At 39.5% G+C, this 20,349-nt stretch carries 17 protein-coding genes; 6 read left to right on the top strand and 11 right to left on the bottom strand.

What is annotated here, in order from left to right:
- The first annotated feature begins 160 nt into the window (after positions 1-160).
- The gene (gene glpX / locus EL242_RS07010; protein WP_126302058.1) at positions 161-1,180 is read left to right on the top strand and encodes a class II fructose-bisphosphatase; all 1,020 of its coding nucleotides are present in this window, start codon (positions 161-163) and stop codon (positions 1,178-1,180) included.
- Positions 1,181-1,259: 79 nt separating this feature from the next.
- On the opposite strand, the gene EL242_RS07005 is transcribed toward glpX, so the two are convergent.
- The gene (locus EL242_RS07005; RefSeq protein WP_126302057.1) at positions 1,260-1,592 is read right to left on the bottom strand and encodes a transcriptional regulator; all 333 of its coding nucleotides are present in this window, start codon (positions 1,590-1,592) and stop codon (positions 1,260-1,262) included.
- Between the two features lie 209 nt (positions 1,593-1,801).
- Between EL242_RS07005 and pepP the strand changes: the two genes are divergently transcribed.
- The 4 genes from pepP to EL242_RS06985 all read left to right on the top strand — a co-directional run bounded on the left by pepP (position 1,802) and on the right by EL242_RS06985 (position 5,802).
- Complete coding sequence (pepP, locus tag EL242_RS07000; RefSeq protein ID WP_126302056.1) at positions 1,802-3,121, top strand: Xaa-Pro aminopeptidase; 1,320 nt, start codon at positions 1,802-1,804, stop codon at positions 3,119-3,121.
- 110 nt (positions 3,122-3,231) lie between these two features.
- A complete protein-coding gene (locus tag EL242_RS06995) occupies positions 3,232-3,417 on the top strand; it encodes a YegP family protein (protein WP_126302055.1) in 186 nt (61 codons plus the stop codon).
- Positions 3,418-3,544: 127 nt separating this feature from the next.
- A complete protein-coding gene (argA, locus tag EL242_RS06990; RefSeq protein WP_126302054.1) occupies positions 3,545-4,861 on the top strand; it encodes an amino-acid N-acetyltransferase in 1,317 nt (438 codons plus the stop codon).
- A 53-nt stretch (positions 4,862-4,914) separates the two neighbouring features.
- Complete coding sequence (locus tag EL242_RS06985) at positions 4,915-5,802, top strand: DMT family transporter (protein ID WP_021279859.1); 888 nt, start codon at positions 4,915-4,917, stop codon at positions 5,800-5,802.
- Positions 5,803-5,881: 79 nt separating this feature from the next.
- Here EL242_RS06985 and ilvN read toward each other — a convergent pair whose 3' ends face one another.
- From ilvN to EL242_RS06960, 5 genes are all read right to left on the bottom strand, one after another.
- Positions 5,882-6,373 (bottom strand): acetolactate synthase small subunit, encoded by a 492-nt coding sequence (gene ilvN, locus EL242_RS06980; RefSeq protein ID WP_006250071.1) that lies wholly within the window; start codon positions 6,371-6,373, stop codon positions 5,882-5,884.
- Positions 6,366-8,087, bottom strand: a complete 1,722-nt coding sequence (locus EL242_RS06975; RefSeq protein WP_126302053.1) for an acetolactate synthase 3 large subunit — start codon at positions 8,085-8,087, stop codon at positions 6,366-6,368. The genes ilvN and EL242_RS06975 overlap by 8 nt, the downstream gene beginning before the upstream one ends.
- Before the next feature lie 321 nt (positions 8,088-8,408).
- Positions 8,409-9,089, bottom strand: coding sequence for a carbonate dehydratase (gene can / locus EL242_RS06970; protein WP_006250068.1), 681 nt, complete (start codon positions 9,087-9,089; stop codon positions 8,409-8,411).
- Between the two features lie 114 nt (positions 9,090-9,203).
- A complete protein-coding gene (pta, locus tag EL242_RS06965) occupies positions 9,204-11,339 on the bottom strand; it encodes a phosphate acetyltransferase (protein ID WP_126302052.1) in 2,136 nt (711 codons plus the stop codon).
- Positions 11,340-11,390: 51 nt separating this feature from the next.
- The gene (locus tag EL242_RS06960; protein WP_126302051.1) at positions 11,391-12,599 is read right to left on the bottom strand and encodes an acetate kinase; all 1,209 of its coding nucleotides are present in this window, start codon (positions 12,597-12,599) and stop codon (positions 11,391-11,393) included.
- A gap of 240 nt (positions 12,600-12,839) precedes the next feature.
- Here EL242_RS06960 and cpdB point away from each other — a divergent pair, with 240 nt between their 5' ends.
- Positions 12,840-14,816, top strand: coding sequence for a 2',3'-cyclic-nucleotide 2'-phosphodiesterase (cpdB, locus tag EL242_RS06955; protein ID WP_126302050.1), 1,977 nt, complete (start codon positions 12,840-12,842; stop codon positions 14,814-14,816).
- A gap of 72 nt (positions 14,817-14,888) precedes the next feature.
- Here cpdB and EL242_RS06950 read toward each other — a convergent pair whose 3' ends face one another.
- The 5 genes from EL242_RS06950 to EL242_RS06930 all read right to left on the bottom strand — a co-directional run bounded on the left by EL242_RS06950 (position 14,889) and on the right by EL242_RS06930 (position 20,256).
- Positions 14,889-16,367, bottom strand: a complete 1,479-nt coding sequence (locus EL242_RS06950) for a nicotinate phosphoribosyltransferase (RefSeq protein WP_126302049.1) — start codon at positions 16,365-16,367, stop codon at positions 14,889-14,891.
- A 357-nt stretch (positions 16,368-16,724) separates the two neighbouring features.
- On the bottom strand, positions 16,725-17,858 hold the full coding sequence (locus tag EL242_RS06945; protein WP_126302048.1) for a methionine biosynthesis PLP-dependent protein: 1,134 nt from the start codon (positions 17,856-17,858) through the stop codon (positions 16,725-16,727).
- Positions 17,859-17,874: 16 nt separating this feature from the next.
- On the bottom strand, positions 17,875-18,687 hold the full coding sequence (gene dapB / locus EL242_RS06940; protein WP_126302047.1) for a 4-hydroxy-tetrahydrodipicolinate reductase: 813 nt from the start codon (positions 18,685-18,687) through the stop codon (positions 17,875-17,877).
- 91 nt (positions 18,688-18,778) lie between these two features.
- The gene (rlmM, locus tag EL242_RS06935) at positions 18,779-19,864 is read right to left on the bottom strand and encodes a 23S rRNA (cytidine(2498)-2'-O)-methyltransferase RlmM (protein WP_126302046.1); all 1,086 of its coding nucleotides are present in this window, start codon (positions 19,862-19,864) and stop codon (positions 18,779-18,781) included.
- Positions 19,864-20,256, bottom strand: a complete 393-nt coding sequence (locus EL242_RS06930; RefSeq protein WP_126302045.1) for a DUF423 domain-containing protein — start codon at positions 20,254-20,256, stop codon at positions 19,864-19,866. The genes rlmM and EL242_RS06930 overlap by 1 nt, the downstream gene beginning before the upstream one ends.
- Between the last annotated feature and the right edge of the window lie 93 nt (positions 20,257-20,349).

Raw genomic sequence — 20,349 nt, 5'->3', positions numbered from 1 at the left:
AGATTATACCTTAAATCTGACCTTATTTTTATAAAAAAGTTTGGTGATTTATGAATTTTTATTCAAATGTCGATTTTTTAGTAACGTAGCTTGTCAGTTGCTGATAAAATATGTTCTCTCTTCTTTTAAAGTTTTTCTTTCAAGAAACTAAGGAACAAAAATGAAACGAACTCTTTCTTTTGAATTTTCTCGTGTTACGGAAGCTGCGGCTCTTGCAGCTTACTCTTGGCTTGGTCGTGGCGATAAAAATGCCGCTGATGACGCGGCGGTGAAAGCCATGCGTTTTATGCTGAACCAAATGGAAATCCGTGGTGAAATTGTGATCGGTGAAGGCGAGATTGATGAAGCACCGATGCTTTATATTGGCGAGAAAATTGGTTTATCTCGCTTAGAAGATGAGGAAATCAGCATTGCGGTTGACCCAATTGATGGCACTCGTATGACTGCAATGGGGCAGGCAAATGCGTTGTCCGTATTAGCAGCAGGCGGTAAAGAAACCTTCTTAAAAGCCCCTGATATGTATATGGAAAAATTGGTGGTAGGGCAGGAATGTAAAGGAATGATTGATTTAAATCTTCCGCTTGAGCAAAATCTTCGCCGTGTCGCCTCGAAAAAGGGCAAGTTGCTTTCCCAATTAACGATTGCCATTCTTGCCAAGCCCCGCCACGAAAAAATTATCGCTGATGTCCAAAAATTAGGGGTAAGAGTAATTGCAATTCCTGATGGCGATGTTGCGGCTGCGGTGCAATGTTGTTTACCGGAGAGTGAATTAGATCTGCTTTATGGCATTGGCGGTGCACCTGAAGGGGTAGTGGCAGGGGCTGCGGTTCGTGCATTGGGTGGCGATATGAATGCACGTTTAATTCCTCGCAACCAAGTTAAAGGCAATAGCCCTGAAAATTTAACAGCGGCAGAAAAAGAGCTTTCACGTTGTAATGAAATGAATGTGCCGGTGAATAGCGTGTTGAAGTTAGAAGATTTAGTGCGTGATGACAATATCGTCTTTGTTGCAACGGGCATTACCTCAGGTGAATTGTTAAAAGGGATTAAACGTAGAGGCAATATTGCCAGTACTGAAACCTTGCTTATTCGTGGCAAGTCTAGAACCATTCGTAAAATTCAATCCGACCATTATGTCGATCGTAAAGATAACGAACTCCTTTCTTTATTGGATTTATAACTTTTCTCTGGTAAATCGGGCTTTTAAGCCCGATTTTTTTTATCTCTCCAAAACACTCGAAATCAATACATTGTCACGCTTACTCTTGTTTGTGGGTATTAATTGCACATAAATTAAAGCCAAGCGTTTCTGCCACAATGCAAATTGTCTGAAATTTAACTTGGCTTGGGTCTTTAAACAAGCGTTTTAGGGTAGAGCTTGAAATACCGGTTTGCATTTCAAGTGTGGTTAATTCTATGCCTAACAACTTCCGCTGAGTATTAAGCTGCTTGCCAAAATGTGGCAAATCCTCAATTTTGTTTTTTTCAAACAATTTCTGCTCGTCTTGTTCTTGCTTAAGAGCCTGTTTGCGTAGTTGGTTCAGTTGATTTATCTGATTTTGTAATTCAGTTGAAAGTTTTGCTTTGTCCATATTTTAAATCTGAGCTTTGTTTTTAATAATTTTTGTATTTTAGGTTAAAAATGGTCTTTTGTGTGTGGTGTGGGTTATATTTAATCTTAATTGGTTTTGTTTTTGCAATCAAGATCTCAAATATAATCTTTTGTCTATTTTGACTGAGCTGAATTTATGCGGCATTTGTGCTAAAATATGCTTGGTTTCAATATAAAAAAGGAGAAATAATGGATCTCGCTTATTTGGCTAAAATGCCACAAGAAGAATTTACTGCACGCCGTGAACGTGTGTTTGAGCAAATGCAAGATAATTCAGCCTTATTAGTTTTTACCGAATCGGAAAAACGCCGTAATAGTGACTCTGAATATCTATTTAGGCCGGATAGCTACTTTTGGTATTTAACCGGTTTTGCAGAGCCTAAATCAGCGGTATTACTGCTGAAAAGCGAAAGTAAAACAGAAAGTATTATTTTTGTGCGTAAAAAAGACCCTTTAATGGAAACCTGGAATGGCAGACGTTTAGGGGTTGAGGAAGCTCCAAAAACGTTACAATTTAACGCAGCTTTTGATATTGATGACATGGAAACTGTTCTTGCAAAAAAATTAGAAAATCTGACCGCTTGTTATTGTGCGTTAGGGCTACAACAGTGGGGCGATAAGATTCTGTTTGCAACATTTGAAAAAATAAAAGCGAATCGCCAAAAAGTGCCGACAACCTTGATTGATTGGCAACCAATGTTATCGGAAATGCGGTTGATTAAATCGGAGCTGGAAATTGCCTTGATTCAACAGGCGTGCCATATTTCTTCGCTAGCACATATCCGAGCAATGAAACAAGCTCGCCCAAATCGTTATGAATGGGAAATTGAGGGGGAAATTCAACACGAATTTAGCCGCTTTGGGGCAAGATTTCCGGCGTATAATTCGATTGTTGCTGGCGGTGAGAATGGCTGTATTCTTCACTACAATGAAAATGATCAGGTGCTTAAAGACGGCGATTTATTGCTGATTGATGCAGGGGCGGAGTTTGCGTATTATGCCGGCGATATTACCCGAACCTTCCCCATCAATGGCAAATTCTCTGAACCGCAAAGAGAGCTATATGAATTAACCTTAACTATGCAAAAAGAGGCGATCAAGCTGCTCGTTCCAAACAGCTCGATTAAAGCGGCAAACGATAAGGCTGTGCAGATTCTCACGCAGGGCTTGGTTCGTTTAGGCATTCTAACCGGTGATATGGAAACCCTCATTGAGCAAAAAGCCTATCGCCAATTTTATATGCACGGTTTAGGGCATTGGCTAGGGCTAGATGTTCACGATGTGGGAGATTATGGCACGGAGCGGGATCGCCCTCTGCAGATTGGTATGGTGCTAACAGTCGAACCCGGTATCTATATTCCTCAAGATGCCGATGTGCCGGAGCAATATAAAGGCATTGGGATTCGTATTGAAGATAACCTTTTGATTACCGAATATGGCAACAAAAACTTAACCAGCGGTTGTCCGAAAGAGATTACAGATATTGAGCAGATAATGCTAACTGCGTAAATTTGCAATGTTTTGTAAAGAAATGACCGCTTGCTTTGATATTTTCCCTGATTTACCTTAAGCTAGCTCCGCCAAACAAGTGTTTGGGGCAAAATATGAAGGAGTTAAATATGTACTTTGAAATTTATCAAGATGCTAAAGGCGAATACCGTTGGCGTTTAAAAGCCGGCAATCACGAAGTGGTCGCAACGGGCGAAGCATACAAAACCAAGCAAAGCTGCCAGAAAGGTATTGAAGCAGTGAAAAAAGTGACGGTTGAAACTGAAGTTAAAGACTTAACCAAAGTTGAAGCCTAATCATAAAGCCCTGATATTATTTCAGGGCTTTGTTATTTATGCAAATTTAATGCTTAATTATTCAATTTAAGGCTTGCGGATTTTTCTAAAAAAGATAATATGCGTTTATATTATAAAGAGGAAATATATGCAAAACACAGAACTCGCATTAGCCCAATGGTTTAGGCAATCTACGCCCTATGTCAATATGCACAGAGGCAAAACCTTTGTGATTATGCTTGACGGCGATGTGATAGAAAGCCCGAATTTTGTCAATATTATCAATGACATCAGCTTACTGCACAGCCTAAATATCAAATTGGTGATTATATTTGGAGCAAGACCGCAGATTAATCAATTACTGGCTCAAAATAATATTGAACCTGAGTATTACCACAATATTCGTGTAACTAACCCACAGTCGCTAGAATATGTAAAACAAGCGGTAGGAAAAGTGCATTATGATTTATTTGCCCGCCTTTCCTTGCGTTTACCCCATTCTGAAGTAATTAATGTGGTCAGTGGTAATATGATTTTAGCCCAACCCATCGGTGTGGTTGATGGGGTAGATTACGCCCTAAGCGGTAAAATCCGCCGCATTAATATTGAGAGCATTAAACAACAACTGGCACAAAATTCGATTGTATTACTTGGCCCGATTGCTCCTTCTGTAACCGGTGAAATGTTTAATCTGCCGTTTGAAGATATTGCGACCCAAGTAGCGATTAAACTTCGTGCCGATAAATTAATCGGTTTTTGTGAAGAGCAGGGGATTTTAGATGAAAACGGCAAGCCAATTCCTGATTATCTGCCACAAGATGGCGAAATTTTATTGCAGCAGTTAATCGAGCAAGGCGAATATCACACCCCGAAAGCTCGATTTTTACAAGCAGCGATCACGGTATGCCGAGAAGGCGTAAAACGCTCACATTTATTAAGCTATAAAGAAGATGGCTCGTTGCTTCAAGAGTTGTTCTCTCGTGATGGTATCGGTACGCAGTTCTCAATGGAAAGCTCGGAGCAAGTGCGTATTGCGAACTCCAGCGATATTCCGGGTTTATTGGATTTAATTCGACCGCTTGAACAGCAGGGCATTTTGGTAAAACGCTCTCGTGAACAATTAGAAATGGAAATCACCAACTACACTATTATTGAGCGTGATGGTGTGGTGATTGCTTGTGCGGCACTCAACCTATATCCGGAAGAAAAAATGGCGGAAATGGCGTGTGTGGCGGTTCACCCGGATTATCGTGATTCCTCAAGAGGGGATATTCTATTGGAGAATATTCAAAAACGGGCAGTGCAACTGGGAATGGAAAAACTCTTTGTGCTGACTACAAGAACCACACAATGGTTCCAAGAGCGAGGATTTAGGCTGACAGATGCCCAAGATTTACCTCGCTATAAACGGGAAAATTACAATTATCAACGTCGTTCTAAAGTATTAATTTTACCGCTTTGGTAAAATGTTCAATGTTTTTGACCGCTTGTTACCAAGAGAACTATAAAAGGAGAACTATGAAAAAACATCAACCCATCAAAGGGGCTGTGGCAATTATTACTGCCGGTGTGTTATTTGCCTGTATCAATACCTTAATTCCCAAATTAACGTCCATTTCACCGATTGACTCGAGCGTGATTGCATTGGTGCAATATTTAGCTGCCTTTATTTTCCTCGTTCCCAGTATGAATAATATCGGTTTCTTCTCTTCATTAAAAACCGAGCATTTTGGGCAACACTGTTTTCGGATTTTTCTATCTGCTATTGGTATTCAATGTTGGACAATGGCACTCGCTAACCAATTACCTATTTGGCAGGGCATAGCGTTATTGATGACTTCGCCATTGTTTGTGACTATCGGCTCCGGTCTGTTTTTGAAAGAGAAAGTGGATAAAAAGCGTTGGATTGCAACCGCAATGGGGTTTGTTGGGGCAATGATTATTCTAGAGCCTTGGAGTGACCATTTTGAAATGATTGCGTTACTGCCGATTGCTGCGGCTTTTTTCTGGGCAGGTTATTCGCTGATGGTGAAAAAACTCTCTCGCTACGATAGCCCGACTACGATGGTTGCTTACCTGTTTATTTTAATTACGCCTTTTAATTTGTTGATTGCGCTCACAAACCTTAGTCCTAGTGGCTTTAGTTTACCTTCTTGGAGTGATTTCGGCTTTTTAATCTTACTTGGTTTCTTTACGGCTTTAGCACAACTGGCGGTAGCCAAAGCCTACAGTGTAGCAGATGCTTCCTACATTCAGCCGTTTGATTTTATTAAATTACCGCTGAATGTATTAGCCGGTTGGTTGGTATTTAACTGGGTGCCACCGGGTAAATTATGGCTAGGGGCAGCGATTATTATCGCTGCGACCATTTATATTACTCACGCTGAAACTAAACAGAGTAATTAGCAACAAATTCACGTTACATAAAAAATCCCTTTATCTTTAAGATAAAGGGATTTGCAAATTTTAAGCTAAAATTGACCGCTTACAGAGCGTTCTTATCACCACGAGATAGGCTAATCACGCCGGAGCGAACAATCTCTACAATTGTCGTTTCTTCTTTCACTGCCTCAATAAACGCATTGAGTTTCTCAGTAGAGCCGGATAATTGAATAGTATAAAGTTTCGGTGTTAAATCTACAATTTGCCCACGGTAAATATCTACCATACGCTTCAGTTCATCACGAGATGAACCTGTAGCTCGCACTTTTACCAATAACACTTCACGCTCAACGTGTTCATAAGCACTTAAGTTACTCACTTTAAACACATCAATGAGTTTGTGTAGTTGCTTTTCGATTTGTTCTAACACCTGTTCTTCGCCTTGCGCGACAATTGTCATACGGGAAAGGCTTGGATCATCAGTAGGGGCAACGGTCAAGCTTTCAATGTTAAAACCACGTTGCGAGAAAAGGGCAACTACACGAGATAATGCACCTGATTCATTTTCTAATAATACGGCTAATGTTCTACGCATCTGTTCTCTCCGTTTTACTTAACATCATTTCATTCATTGCTCCTCCACGCACTTGCATTGGGTAAACATGTTCCGTTTCATCGACCAATACATCAACAAATACAAGCTTATCTTTAATTGAGAATGCCTCAGTTAATTTTGCCTCCAATTCAGAAGGGTGGTCGATTTGAATCCCAACGTGGCCATAAGCCTCTGCTAATTTAGCAAAGTTAGGTAGAGAATTCATATACACCTGTGAATGGCGGCCAGAGTAAATAATATCTTGCCACTGTTTCACCATACCTAAGAAACGGTTATTTAAGCTGACAATCACAATCGGTGTGTCGTATTGCTTTGCGGTGGAAAGTTCCTGGATATTCATTTGGATACTACCATCACCGGTTACACAAACAACAGTGGCATTAGGGTGGGCAAATTTTATCCCCATCGCAGCAGGCAAGCCAAAGCCCATTGTGCCTGCACCGCCTGAATTAATCCAACGACGTGGTTTATCGAACCCATAATGCAAGGCAGCAAACATTTGATGTTGTCCAACATCTGAGGCAACATAGGCTTCCCCATTGGTCAATTTATGGATCATTCTAATCACTTGTTGTGGCTTAATCACATCACTGTTTTCTTCAAAGGCTAAGCAATTACGAGCTTTCCAAGCATCAATTTGTTGCCACCAAGCGGTTAAATCTACCTGATTTTTTGCAAGATTTTCCTCACCTAATAAAGATAAAAATTCTTCCATTACATTCTTAGCACTGCCTACAATTGGAATATAAGCTTGTACTGTTTTGGAAATTGAGGCTGGATCAATATCCACGTGGATCACTTTTGCATTCGGGCAATATTTTGCTAAGTTATTTGTTGTACGATCATCAAAACGTACCCCAATACCTAAAATCAAATCACTTTCGTGCATTGCATTATTTGCCTCAAAAGTGCCGTGCATTCCTAACATACCTAAGTATTGCTTATCAGAGGCAGGGTAGGCACCTAGTCCCATTAAGGAACAGGTTACAGGTAGATTTAGCTTTTGTGCAAACTCTGTAATTTCTGGGGAACACTCTGCACTAATTACACCACCGCCTACATAAAGTACTGGGCGTTTTGCCACTAATAGTGCTTTTAATGCTTTTTTAATTTGCCCTTTATGCCCTTGAACCGTTGGGTTATAAGAACGCATTGATACTTCTTGCGGATATTCATAGGGATATTTATTTAATGGATTGACTACATCTTTAGGAATATCAATAACTACCGGACCTGGTCGACCGGTTGAGGCAATATAGAAAGCTTTCTTAATGATCGAAGGAATTTCTTCTGTACTTTTTACCAAGAAACTGTGTTTTACAACCGGACGAGAAATACCGATCATATCACTTTCTTGGAATGCATCTGTTCCAATTAAACTTGATGGAACTTGACCCGACAGTATTACCAACGGAACAGAGTCGGTATAAGCGGTTAAAATACCAGTGATTGTATTCGTTGCTCCCGGACCTGAAGTCACTAGCACACAGCCGACTTTACCTGTTGAACGGGCATAGCCATCAGCCATATGTACAGCACCTTGCTCGTGTCGAACTAAAACGTGATTCAACCCAAGTGTATGAATTGCATCATAAATATCGAGTACAGAGCCACCCGGATAGCCGAAAACGTACTCTACGCCTTCATCCTTTAAGGACTGTACAATCATTTCTGCACCAGAAAGTTTTTTCATTGAATCCTCCAACAAAATAGTATTTTCTTCTCTAAGATGGTTGGATTTTGCAGTAAAATTTTATTGATGTCTAGTTCTTATTAAGGGATCAAATTCTAGATTTGCTAGATTTATATTCTTTTTTATCTTAAAAAGTTGGGATTTTATAAAAATAAATCTATATATTTGTATGTTTTTGATTTTTAAATCTATATTTTACACTTTTGCTGAAATTTAAAACTTTTTTGACGATAACAGGAATCAGGAAAATAAAAAACCATCAAACAATGGTTTTTTATAAAAGATTGTAAAAAAATCGATAAATTTAACCGCTTACAATGGCTAATTTTCATCGTTTAAAACTATTTTTTCGTTTGCTTCGGTTGTTATTTTAGCTATTGCATTACGATAGGTAATTTCTAATGTTTCTCGGCTAGTAGCCATAACACCTTGGTCAATCAAGAAACCATCTGTAACATCGTATACCCAACCGTGTAGCGAGAGGGATTTACCCTGTTCCCAAGCGGTTTTAATAATAGAGGACTGACCTAAATTATAAACTTGTTCTGCAACATTTAATCGGGTCAAGACATTTGATCGCTCTTCATAGGGAAGTTTGCCTAGTAAATGGCTGTGTTTAAACCAGATATCACGAATATGTAACAACCAGTTATTAATTAAACCAAGTTCTTTTTGTGCAATTGCCGCATTGATACCACCACAATTAGTGTGACCACAGATAATAATATGCTCAATTTCTAATACATCTACCGCATATTGAACAACCGACAGACAATTAAGATCAGTGTGAATCACCATATTTGCTACATTTCGATGAACAAATAATTCTCCGGGGCCTAACCCTGTGAGTTTTTCAGCAGGCACACGACTATCGGAACAGCCAATCCATAAATAGGTTGGCTTTTGATGTTCCGCTAATTCTTTAAAATAATCCGATTGTTCATCTTTCATCTTAGTTGCCCAGGCGTGGTTATTGGCAAATAAGCGTTCAATTTTTTCCATAAATTCTCCTTTTTAACACTAATCTTGATTATATGATTAAATTGAAAAGTCGGGTAGGTAAAAAATAAAAATGCCCTTAGTTTTAAGGGCATTTGGTTTCATTTTGGGAGGGAGTTATTGCGTTGCTTGAATCGCAGTTAATGCAATAGTATAAACGATATCGTCAACTAAAGCCCCACGGGACAAGTCATTTACAGGTTTACGCATACCTTGTAACATTGGGCCGATAGAGACTAAATCTGCCGAACGTTGTACCGCTTTATAGGTGGTATTACCAGTATTTAAATCCGGGAAGACAAATACAGTTGCTTTACCTGCTACAGGTGAATTTGGTGCTTTTGAGCGGGCAACATCTTCCATAATTGCCGCATCATATTGTAATGGGCCATCAATGATTAAATCTGGACGTTTTTCTTGGGCAATACGAGTTGCTTCTTTCACTTTTTCTACATCCGCACCTGAACCTGATGTACCGGTAGAGTAGGAGATCATTGCAACACGAGGGTCGATACCAAAGGCTTTGGCAGATTCTGCTGATTGAATAGCAATTTCCGCTAGCTGTTCTGCAGTTGGGTCAGGGTTTACCGCACAGTCACCGTATACCAATACTTGATCAGGTAGTAGCATAAAGAAGATAGAAGATACAATAGAGCTTCCCGCTGCAGTTTTAATGATCTGCATTGGTGGGCGAATAGTGTTAGCGGTTGTGTGAACTGCGCCTGAGACTAAACCGTCCACTTCATTAGCTTCAAGCATCATTGTACCTAATACAACTGTATCTAAAAGTTGCTCACGAGCAACAACTTCAGTCATTCCTTTTGCTTTACGCAATTCAACTAAGCGATCAACATAATTTTCACGAATGCTCGCAGGGTCAATAATCGTTACGCCTTTACCTAATACCACGCCTTGTGCTTCAGCAACACGTTGTACGTCTGTTGGATTAGCTAATAACACGCATTCTGCAATGCCACGCTCAGCACATAATGCAGCCGCTTTCACAGTACGAGGCTCATCTCCTTCAGGTAAAACAATGCGTTTTTTCGCTTGACGGGCATATTCGGTTAATTGGTAACGGAATGCTGCAGGTGATAAACGTCTTGCACGAGTAGCGGCTTTAGAAACCTCATCAATGAAACCTACATTAAATTTGCTTGCCATATATTCTTTAATTGCAGCAATACGCTCTTTATCATCTACAGGCACTTCTAAGCTGAAGCTTTGTAGGCTTAATGCGGTTTGCCAAGTGTTACCTTCAATACGGAATACAGGCACACCGGTTTCAAATGCTTGTTGGCAAAGTTTTGCAATTGAGCTATCAATTTTATAACCACCGGTTAGTAAAATAGCACCAATTTCGATGCCATTCATTACCGCCAATGATGCAGCAACTAACACTTCAGGACGATCCGCAGAGGTAACTAATAAACTACCGGCTTTAAAATGATCGACCATATTTGGTAAGTTACGCGCACAGAATGTCACACCACGAATCCGACGAGCCTTTATTTCGCCTTCATTAATAATTGAAGCGCCTAAATGTTTTGCAACGTCAATTGCTCGTGTAGCAATAAGTTCTGCTTTCCAGCTAATACAGCCTAACAGCTTAATTGGACTTTTAGCAAAAAGATGCTCGACTTCTGAAACATTATTATTTGAGTGCTGAAATGAATCAAAAATTTCAGTCAAATCTGGACGGGTTCTACCTGAATCATCTACTGGTGCATTGAATTTATTGATAATAACGCCCAGTAAATTTGGGTTGTTACGTCCACCAAATTGTGAAGCGGCAGCTTCAACTCGCTCTTTTAATTGAGCTGGTGTATCTGAGGCCGGTGCTGCAACTAATACAATTTCAGCATCAAGGGCTTGAGCCATTTCATAGTTAATGCTGTTAGCGTATGAGTTTTTACGCGTTGGAATTAAACCTTCAACAATGACAATTTCATTATTTTTTGATAATTTTTGGTGGCGTTCCACCACTTTTTCTAACAATACATCCGTTTGGTTTTGACCGATTAATGTTTCAGCTTCGCTTAACATAAACGGCTCACCAACCTCTGTTGTTTGTTCTGCTCTGATAATTGTTGTTGAGCGGTCTAACGTATCTTCACCGCTGATAGGTTGAGAAATCGGTTTTAAAAATCCTACTTTAGAACCTTTTTGCTCCAAAGCATGCACTAAACCTAAGCTAACACTGGTTAAACCAACACCAGTTGAAATAGGGATAAGAATGATCGTTCTAGACATAATATTTCCAAATTAAAAGAAAGTGAAAGGGCAGAATATCTGCCCTAGTAGTTATAATGCTAATTTAGCGGTATCTTGTGCAATCACGAGTTCTTCATTAGTTGGGATAACCACAGCTTTAAATGTTGAATCGTCCGCTGTAATGACCCCATCTTTACCAAAACGGGCAGCAAGGTTACGTTCTTGATCTAATTTAACGCCAAATAATTTTAAGTGATTTAAGGTTAATTCACGTACTAAGCCTGAATTTTCACCGATACCACCGGTAAATGCGATAGCATCTAAGTGGTCATCGCCTAAAATTGCCATATATGAACCAATGTATTTAGCTAAACGATAGCTATATACATCTAAAGCGCGTTTTGCTTCCGGTTTTGAAACATCATTGTAATTATCTTCTGCATAACGACAGTCACTAGTTACGCCAGTTAAACCTAAAAGACCAGATTTTTTTACTAGAGTAGTATCAATTTCGTCCATTGACATACCTAAGTTATTGTATAAGAAAGAGATAATCGCAGGGTCTAAGTCACCAGAGCGAGTACCCATTACTAAACCTTCTAATGGAGTTAAACCCATTGAGGTATCAATACATTTACCATTGCGTACAACAGAAACAGAACCACCGTTACCTAAGTGGCAAATAATGGCATTGGTTTGCTCAACAGACTTACCTGCTAATTCTGCAACTTGTGAGGTAATATAGAAGTGGCTTGTGCCATGGAAACCGTAGCGACGAATACCATTTTCTTTATAGAATTTATATGGAAGTGCATATAAGAATGCGTGTTCCGGCATTGTCTGGTGGAATGCAGTGTCAAATACAGCTACGTTTTTGTCTTTTAATTCAGGGAAAATGCGGAATGCTTCTTTAATACCAATTAAATGCGCAGGGTTGTGTAATGGTGCAAATTGCGTTGCATCTTCAATACCTTTAATCACATCATCGGTAATTACAACTGATGAGGTGAATTTTTCACCGCCATGAACAATACGATGACCAATTGCGCCGATACCTGCTTTTAATTCGTCAGATAACAATTTTTCAGCAATAAAGGTAAGTGCTTCACTATGTGCGGCACCTGCACCTAAATCAGCATTACCTTTCTCCCCGTTTAACTTCCACTTGATACGTGCATCTTCTAAATGAAAAGCTTCAGCAAGTCCAGATAATTTTTCATCACCTGTTTTAGGATCTAAAATAGCAAATTTAAGAGATGAACTACCGCAGTTAAGGATTAAGATTAAGTTTTTAGACATGGTCAAATTACCTTATTTTATGAAATGAGTTTGAAGAAAATACTATTTTTATTGGTGTATTTAAGGTGTAAAGGATACACCTTTCAGCTCTTAAAATAAATGCTTGAACTCAAAGAAAGATAAAAATGTGTTTAAAATTTGATATAACAAGCTATAAATGTGAAAAAATATGGCGAACAAGCGGTTATTTTTCTAAAATATTTTACAATTTACCCTTTCATTTCATTAAGGAGATATTTTATGTTAAATAGAAGAAAATTTATCCAGCTTGGTGCAACTGCAATGCTTGTATTGGGGACACAACCTTCTGCTTTTGCACAAAAGGCAAAAAATAAAGCGGCCCTGCGAGTCATCGCGACTACGGATATTCACGGTTTCTTAACTGATTTTGATTATTACAAAGATGCTCCAACAGAAAAGTTTGGTTTTACCCGTACAGCAAGCCTAATTAAACAAGCTAGAGCAGAAGTTAAAAACAGTGTGTTGGTCGATAATGGTGACTTAATTCAAGGTAATCCTATTTCTGACTACCAGTCAACCAAAGGTGCAAAAGAGGGCAGACCTGAACCTTCGATTATGGCATTAAATGCGATGCAATATGAAGTCGGAACGCTGGGAAATCATGAGTTTAACTACGGTTTAAGCTATTTAGATAATGCTATTAAGCAAGCAAAATTTCCAATTATCAATGCAAATATTGTGAAGCCGGAGACAGATGAACCATTCTTTACACCTTATGTTATTCAACAAAAAGAAATTTTTGATGAAAAAGGTAACAAACACACACTTAAGATTGGTTATATCGGTTTTGTACCGCCACAAGTGATGATTTGGGATAAAGCTAATCTTGAGGGAAAAGTTGAAGCCCGAGATATTGTGAAAACCGCACAAAAATATGTGCCTATAGTTAAAAAAGAAGGGGCAGATATTGTCGTTGCATTAGCACATACCGGTCCGTCTGACGAACCGTATAAAGAAGGAGCAGAGAACTGTGCATTCTATCTTGCTGATGTAAAAGGCATTGATGCTGTTATTTTCGGGCATTCACATCGCCTGTTCCCAAATAAAGAATTTGCAAATTCACCAAATGCCGATATTGCAAAAGGAACAATGAAAGGCGTACCGGAAAGTATGGCTGGCTACTGGGGGAATAACATCAGTGTGATTGATTTAAGCTTGGCCGAAAACAATGGTAAATGGGGCGTTGTGGACGGTAGAGCAGAGTTGCGTCCAATTTATAATACGGAAGAGAAAAAAGCAACCGTTGAGAACCACCCTGAAATCGTTGCATTATTAAAAGAAACCCATGAAGCAACCCGTCAATTTGTGTCTCAACCTATCGGTAAAGCAACTGATAATATGTATAGTTACCTTGCGTTAGTTCAAGATGACCCAACCATTCAAATTGTGAACCAAGCTCAAAAAGCGTATGTAGAAAATGTGGTAAAAGGCTTACCGGAACTTGCTGGATTACCTATTTTAAGTGCTGGAGCGCCATTTAAAGTTGGAGGCCGTAAAAATGACCCAACAGGCTATACCGAAGTAGATAAAGGCGAATTAACTTTCCGCAATGCGGCGGACTTATACCTTTACCCAAATACCTTAGTGGTGGTTAAAGCAACAGGAGCAGAATTAAAAGAGTGGTTAGAGTGTAGTGCAGGAATGTTCAAACAAATTGATATCGCTTCGGATAAGCCTCAATATTTATTAGATTGGACAGGTTTCCGCACCTATAACTACGATGTGATCGATGGCGTGAATTATCAGTTTGATTTAACCCAACCGGCTCGTTATGACGGCGAATGCAAATTGATCAATCCTAATTCGCACCGTGTTGTGAATTTGACTTTTGAAGGTAAACCGGTTGATCCTAAACAAGAATTCTTAATTGCCACCAACAATTACCGCGCTTATGGAGCAAAATTCCCGGGAACAGGCGATAAACACATTGTATTTGCTGCACCGGACGAAAATCGCCAAGTGTTAGCGAATTATATTACCACCGAAAGTAAAGCTCACGGGCAGGTAAGTCCGAAAGCGGATAACAACTGGCGTATTGCACCAATTAGCTCAAATGCAAAACTGGATATTCGTTTTGAAACCTCTCCAACAGATAAAGCTAAAGCCTTCATTAAGGAAAATGCACAATATCCGATGGAGTACATCGAAAACGATGAAACCGGCTTTGCGGTTTACCGTATTGATTTAACCAAATAATCAGAGCTAAATACAAGCGGTCTAATTTGCAAAAAAATTAACAAATTTGACCGCTTGTTTCATTCCATTTTTCTAAAATTGTTGTGCTATATTTTGCCGAATTTCATCAAAATTGGTCGATTTGACTAACTTACCATTTTCAAAAACCACCTCTAAAAGATCATCTGAAAAATCATCCAGTGCGGTTAGCTCGTCAACATAATGATCATAAGAGATTACTTTTACTCGCCCTTTTTGCGATTTTTTTAAGCCGTTATCGGTTTTAGGGGCTTTGAAAATCGCCTTTTCGACACCGTTAATTGTAATTGAAGTCGCTTTGATTGCAAAACCCAGCGTATCACGAGTATTGCGTTGATAAGTTTGAGCCCCAACGCCAAACACAATATTGCTGGAAGCAAAACCTTTTGCCGTTAAGCCCTCTAAAATCCGTATCATTTTATCATAAGTGACGCCGTCACCATAAATTGCCCCAATATGCGGATTAAGCACTTTATAACCTTTTTGGTTGATACTACCACCAAAAATATCCCACAAACACTCAATTAGACCTTTGCGCTCGTGTTCAACGGGGGAAGAACTGTCACCGCAAATAATTGCAAAAAAATCACCGCTATCAGGGCGGATAACCAGTTTAGCTGATTCCGGTCGAGCTAAAATTTCTTGTTTTAATAATGGTAAATTAACGGTGATGTTATGCCAGAAATCGGTTGTATCTGCCACAATAGATAGCATATTGTTTGGATATTTTGCCATTAAATAACGGAAAGTCGGCAGCTCATCAACACCGTGTGAACTCATCACCGAATGTTCTGATGCCGGAATAGATGTACCGATTAAATGTTGAGAACCATAATAGGCTGTCACGAATGAAATTGCAGGAATAGTATCTGTGCCTAAAAATGAGGTTAGATGTCCAGCGCCGGAGCTTTCTGCTGATTCTAAGGAACTCATTCCACGCATAGAGAAATCGTGTGCCTGGAAGGGTAGATGGCTATTATCATCACAGGTTTGCTCTGAAAATTCGGCTAAAGCCTTACGATAAGCAAATGCAATGGAAGCTGATGTAATAGGCTGCCATAATGACACATTAATCAGGGTTTCCAAATAATTAGTCAGCCAAAAAAAGCTTGAGTGAGTGTTTTCAATTGTCATTAAAGGAACTTTCACTGCAACAGATTTTCCTTCTGGAATAGCTTTAATTCTGATAGGTAAGTAACCGAGCTGATGCAATTGTGCAATATGTTCGCCAGAGTCCTCAATATTCAATGTGTCAGAAATAAATTGGGTATATTCAGAAACAACGTCATGTTGTGAGCGAGAAAAAAAATTATCGTTAAAATAATGAATCAAGTATTTTAAAATAAATGCCTGAAAGCCAAATGATACAACACGTGCAACAAATGGAGCATAAATATTACTACGAGGTGTGAATGTACTATATAAAAACTGAGAACCTTCAGGATATTGAACTCGATGTGAAGTTTTATAAAAATCACATAATAGTGATGGTATTGCAGTTGAATTAATTTTTTTACCTAAAATACTATCCATTTTCTTAAAGTCCTTATTTAACTTTTAAGGCTAAAGATTATCATAATTCATTATGATATGAAAAGTATTTATTACAAAACAAGTGTGTTTACATAATAACTTATAGATTATGTCGTTACATAGATGTGATGGCGTTTCAATAATACCTCCGATTGATAAAAATAAATAAATCCTTATAAATCAATGATTTATATCATAAATTTTCGCATAACGTATATTATGTTAAATAGATTATTAAAATAATACATTTAATTAAATCTTTGCGTGCTTTTTCCTTCCTTTATTAAAAAAGAAAACGGTCAGATTGGTAAAATTCATACCTAATATGACCGCTTGCAACTTGTGAAATGCTAACAATTACTTCAATTGTTTAAAGGCTTGCAGTAAATCAGCTTTAATATCTTCAACGTGTTCTAAACCAACAGAAAAGCGCAGTAAATTATTCGTAATGCCTCGAGCGATACGTTCTGCTTCCGGAATATCCATATGGGTTTGTGTTGCAGGATAAGTAATAAAACTTTCTGCACCGCCTAAACTTTCCGCAAAGGTAATCAATTTAATTGCCTTGAGGAATTTCGGTACCCACTCTTCTTTTTGTAAACGGAAAGATAACATACCGCTTTTGCCTGAATATAACACGCTGTCAATTTCAGGTTGTTCGGCCAAGAATTTCGCCAGCTCGGTGGCATTAGACTGATGACGTTCCATTCGTAATGCCAAGGTTTTCATACCACGCACGGCAAGGTAAGAATCAAATGGCGATAGCACTGCACCGGCACAGTTTTGGAAATAGAACAAACGCTCGGTTAAATTCTGCCCGTTTACTTTGGTAGCATCAGAATCTTTCGCAACAATTAAGCCGGCTAACACATCATTATGGCCTGAAAGATACTTGGTCGCACTGTGAATCACAATATCAGCTCCGTGCTCAATCGGACGGAATAACGCCGGTGTTAAGAACGTATTATCAACGATCAACATTAAATTATGCTTTTTCGCAATTTTAGCAATAGCAGCAACGTCACACTCCTCCATCAATGGATTTGACGGTGTTTCTACGAAAATTGCCTTAGTATTCGGTGTAATAGCTGCTTCAATTGCCGCTAAATCCGCCGTATTAACATAAACCGGCTTTAATGTGCCGTGATTTTTGTGGCTAAAATCAAACAAACGGTAAGAACCACCGTAAACATCGCTGGAAATAATCCATTCATCGGGGGCTTTAAATAATGACATCACTAGCTGAATCGCTGCCATTCCAGATGCCATCGCAAAACCGGCATCACCGCCTTCTAAATCCGCAATCCCCTGCTCTAATACAGCTCGAGTTGGGTTTTTGGTACGGGTGTAATCCCAGCCGGTAGATTCGCCTAAGCCATCACGCCCGTAAGCAGTTGATAAGATAATCGGCATTGCCACCGCCCCTGTACGAGGATCAGTTCTGTTACCGATTTGCACTAATGTGGTTTCAATATTATTGAATTTTGTCATTGTTATTATCCTTCAATTACAGATTATTTAGATCCAATACGTCTGTCATATCAAACAAGCCATTTTGTTTGCCATTTAACCATTTTGCGGCACGCACCGCACCATTGGCAAACGTCATTCGGCTAGAAGCTTTATGTGCAATTTCGACACGCTCGCCTTCATCAGCGAACCAAACGCTATGCTCTCCCACAACATCACCGGCACGAATAGTAGCAAAGCCAATTTCATCACGTTTGCGTTCGCCTGTAATACCGTTACGTTCAAATACGCCGTGAGTTTTCAAGTCACGCCCAAGAGTTTTGGCAATATGTTCACCCATTGATAAAGCCGTACCTGATGGTGCATCAACTTTATGGCGATGGTGTGCCTCAATCACTTCAATATCACAATAATCGCCCATTACTTTTGCCGCTTTTTCGAGCAATTTAAACACCAGATTCACCCCAACGCTGTAGTTTGAGGCAAAAACGATACCGATTTTTTCACTCGCTGCTTTGATTGCAGCTTTACCTGCATCATCAAAACCGGTTGTGCCAATCACCATTTGTTTATGATGAGCCACACAAATATCCAAATGTTCTAGCGTGCCCTCAGGGCGAGTAAAATCAATGAGTAAATCAAAACCTGCTACATTTTGGGCGACATCATCAGAAATCACCACACCTAATGCACCAACCCCGGCTACTTCACCAGCATCACTACCTACTAATGATGAACCTTTACGCTCAAAAGCCGCCCCTAATTCTACGCCTTGTGCATTATGGACAGCTTGAATTAATTGACGCCCCATTCGCCCACCGGCACCGACGATTCCAATTTTTAATGTCATATTTGTTCTTCCTTTTTATATTTGTTTCTTACAAGCGGTCTGATTTTACAAGAAATCAGCAAGATTTTGTGAAAATTTTACCGCTTGCGAATTATTTTCCCATTACTGCAATATGTACCGTAATTTCCTCACGGTCGTGGTAGAGGTGTTTAGCTTGCATTTTGAACCAAAATCCGTGTTTGGTTAGCTCTTCTTCCAAGAAATTGAGACACAATTGCACTTCTTGATAACGTTTTTTCATCGGCAGTTTTAGGTTGAAAATCGTTTCTCGACACCAACCGTTAGTCAGCCATTTTGCAATGAGTTTCGCAATGCGAATCGGCTGCTCTACCATATCACACACCAGCCAATCGATTTGTTTACGCTTAGGCGGTTGGAATTTAAACCCGTCTTCAGGGCAATGCTCAATTCTGCCGGTTTCGTGTAAACTTGCTGCCATTTTGCCGTGATCGACTGCATAGACAAAAACACCACGTTTGACTAATTGATAAGTCCAACCACCCGGACAAGCCCCCAGATCAACCCCTACCATCGTATCATTAAAGCGTTTTTTCTCCTCTGCGTGCGGAATAAAAGTTAAAATCGCCTCTTCTAATTTAAGCGTTGAACGGCTTGGAGCTTCAGCCGGAAATTTCAAACGAGGAATCCCCATAAAAAACGGTGATTTATTATGGTTATACGCATAGCCTACATAGCAAGCTCCCGGGCGAATAAATAAAATATGCAAGCTCATACTACCCTGCATATTTTCCGATTTCCCCAACCAACCTTGTTTTTTCAAGGCAGAACGTAACGGTACGGTAAATTTACGACAGAAAGTTAATAATTCTTTCGCGTCGTTGGTATCCGGTGTTTCGACAAACACATCGGAACTTTTGCGAGGATTGAGTTCGGCATATTGGGCTAAAATCGGTGAAATGCGATCATTCTCAGGTAGATTTTGCAACAAATCCCCAACAACCAACATTTGGCGAACAAAAATAAGCTGTTCAAACTTTAACGCTTGGGCTAATCGGTCTGCCTCGCCTGCTTGATAGCACTCAAAAATCACATAACCACTATTTTCTTTAAGGTTGGCAAAGCCGAAAATGCCCTGTTGTGCAGCTTTATCTGTGATTTCGCCTGCCACCTCTTTTTCAAACCCTGCTCGGCAATATAAGGCTAATTTATTGAACATTAGGCTTTTCTCACACTGATGTAAATTAACGCAATCCAACCAAGCATAAAGCTGAGTCCACCAACAGGCGTAAGCCAATGAATAGTCGGCACATTTAACGCCAGTAAGTACAGGTTGCCACTAAAAAGCAAAATGCCTAATGCCCAACTGCCTCCGATGAGGTTAAAGGCTTTGGCTCTACAAGCGGGCGGATTTTGCCCCAAATTTGCAATTTGGAATAAGCCTAAGGCTAAAATGGCAAGGGTGTGAAACATTTGATATTGAATGCCCGTCTCAATCCAGTCTAAGGCTTTAGGCGATAATTGAGTCGATAATGCGTGGCTGGCTATCGCCCCAAATGCCACGGTAAATAAACCGCTGAATGCGGCAATTGCTACAAATTTGTTTTTCATAATTGAAGATAGGTATGATGTTAGATGGCTTACTATATCATATTATCGAAACCAACAAGCGGTGAAATTTTGCAAAAAAATTACAAAAAATCA

The organism is Mannheimia haemolytica, assembly GCA_900638155.1.
In the GTDB taxonomy this organism is placed as follows: domain Bacteria; phylum Pseudomonadota; class Gammaproteobacteria; order Enterobacterales; family Pasteurellaceae; genus Mannheimia; species Mannheimia glucosida.
The sequence above is the reverse complement of the archived record's forward strand: the minus strand, read 5'-3'. Positions and strand labels throughout refer to the sequence as shown.

Coding starts and splice junctions, on each gene's coding strand:
- glpX (WP_126302058.1), top strand. CDS start 161: ATGAAACGAACTCTTTCTTTTGAATTTTCTCGTGTTACGGAAGCTGCG.
- EL242_RS07005 (WP_126302057.1), bottom strand. CDS start 1,592: ATGGACAAAGCAAAACTTTCAACTGAATTACAAAATCAGATAAATCAA.
- pepP (WP_126302056.1), top strand. CDS start 1,802: ATGGATCTCGCTTATTTGGCTAAAATGCCACAAGAAGAATTTACTGCA.
- EL242_RS06995 (WP_126302055.1), top strand. CDS start 3,232: ATGTACTTTGAAATTTATCAAGATGCTAAAGGCGAATACCGTTGGCGT.
- argA (WP_126302054.1), top strand. CDS start 3,545: ATGCAAAACACAGAACTCGCATTAGCCCAATGGTTTAGGCAATCTACG.
- EL242_RS06985 (WP_021279859.1), top strand. CDS start 4,915: ATGAAAAAACATCAACCCATCAAAGGGGCTGTGGCAATTATTACTGCC.
- ilvN (WP_006250071.1), bottom strand. CDS start 6,373: ATGCGTAGAACATTAGCCGTATTATTAGAAAATGAATCAGGTGCATTA.
- EL242_RS06975 (WP_126302053.1), bottom strand. CDS start 8,087: ATGAAAAAACTTTCTGGTGCAGAAATGATTGTACAGTCCTTAAAGGAT.
- can (WP_006250068.1), bottom strand. CDS start 9,089: ATGGAAAAAATTGAACGCTTATTTGCCAATAACCACGCCTGGGCAACT.
- pta (WP_126302052.1), bottom strand. CDS start 11,339: ATGTCTAGAACGATCATTCTTATCCCTATTTCAACTGGTGTTGGTTTA.
- EL242_RS06960 (WP_126302051.1), bottom strand. CDS start 12,599: ATGTCTAAAAACTTAATCTTAATCCTTAACTGCGGTAGTTCATCTCTT.
- cpdB (WP_126302050.1), top strand. CDS start 12,840: ATGTTAAATAGAAGAAAATTTATCCAGCTTGGTGCAACTGCAATGCTT.
- EL242_RS06950 (WP_126302049.1), bottom strand. CDS start 16,367: ATGGATAGTATTTTAGGTAAAAAAATTAATTCAACTGCAATACCATCA.
- EL242_RS06945 (WP_126302048.1), bottom strand. CDS start 17,858: ATGACAAAATTCAATAATATTGAAACCACATTAGTGCAAATCGGTAAC.
- dapB (WP_126302047.1), bottom strand. CDS start 18,687: ATGACATTAAAAATTGGAATCGTCGGTGCCGGTGGGCGAATGGGGCGT.
- rlmM (WP_126302046.1), bottom strand. CDS start 19,864: ATGTTCAATAAATTAGCCTTATATTGCCGAGCAGGGTTTGAAAAAGAG.
- EL242_RS06930 (WP_126302045.1), bottom strand. CDS start 20,256: ATGAAAAACAAATTTGTAGCAATTGCCGCATTCAGCGGTTTATTTACC.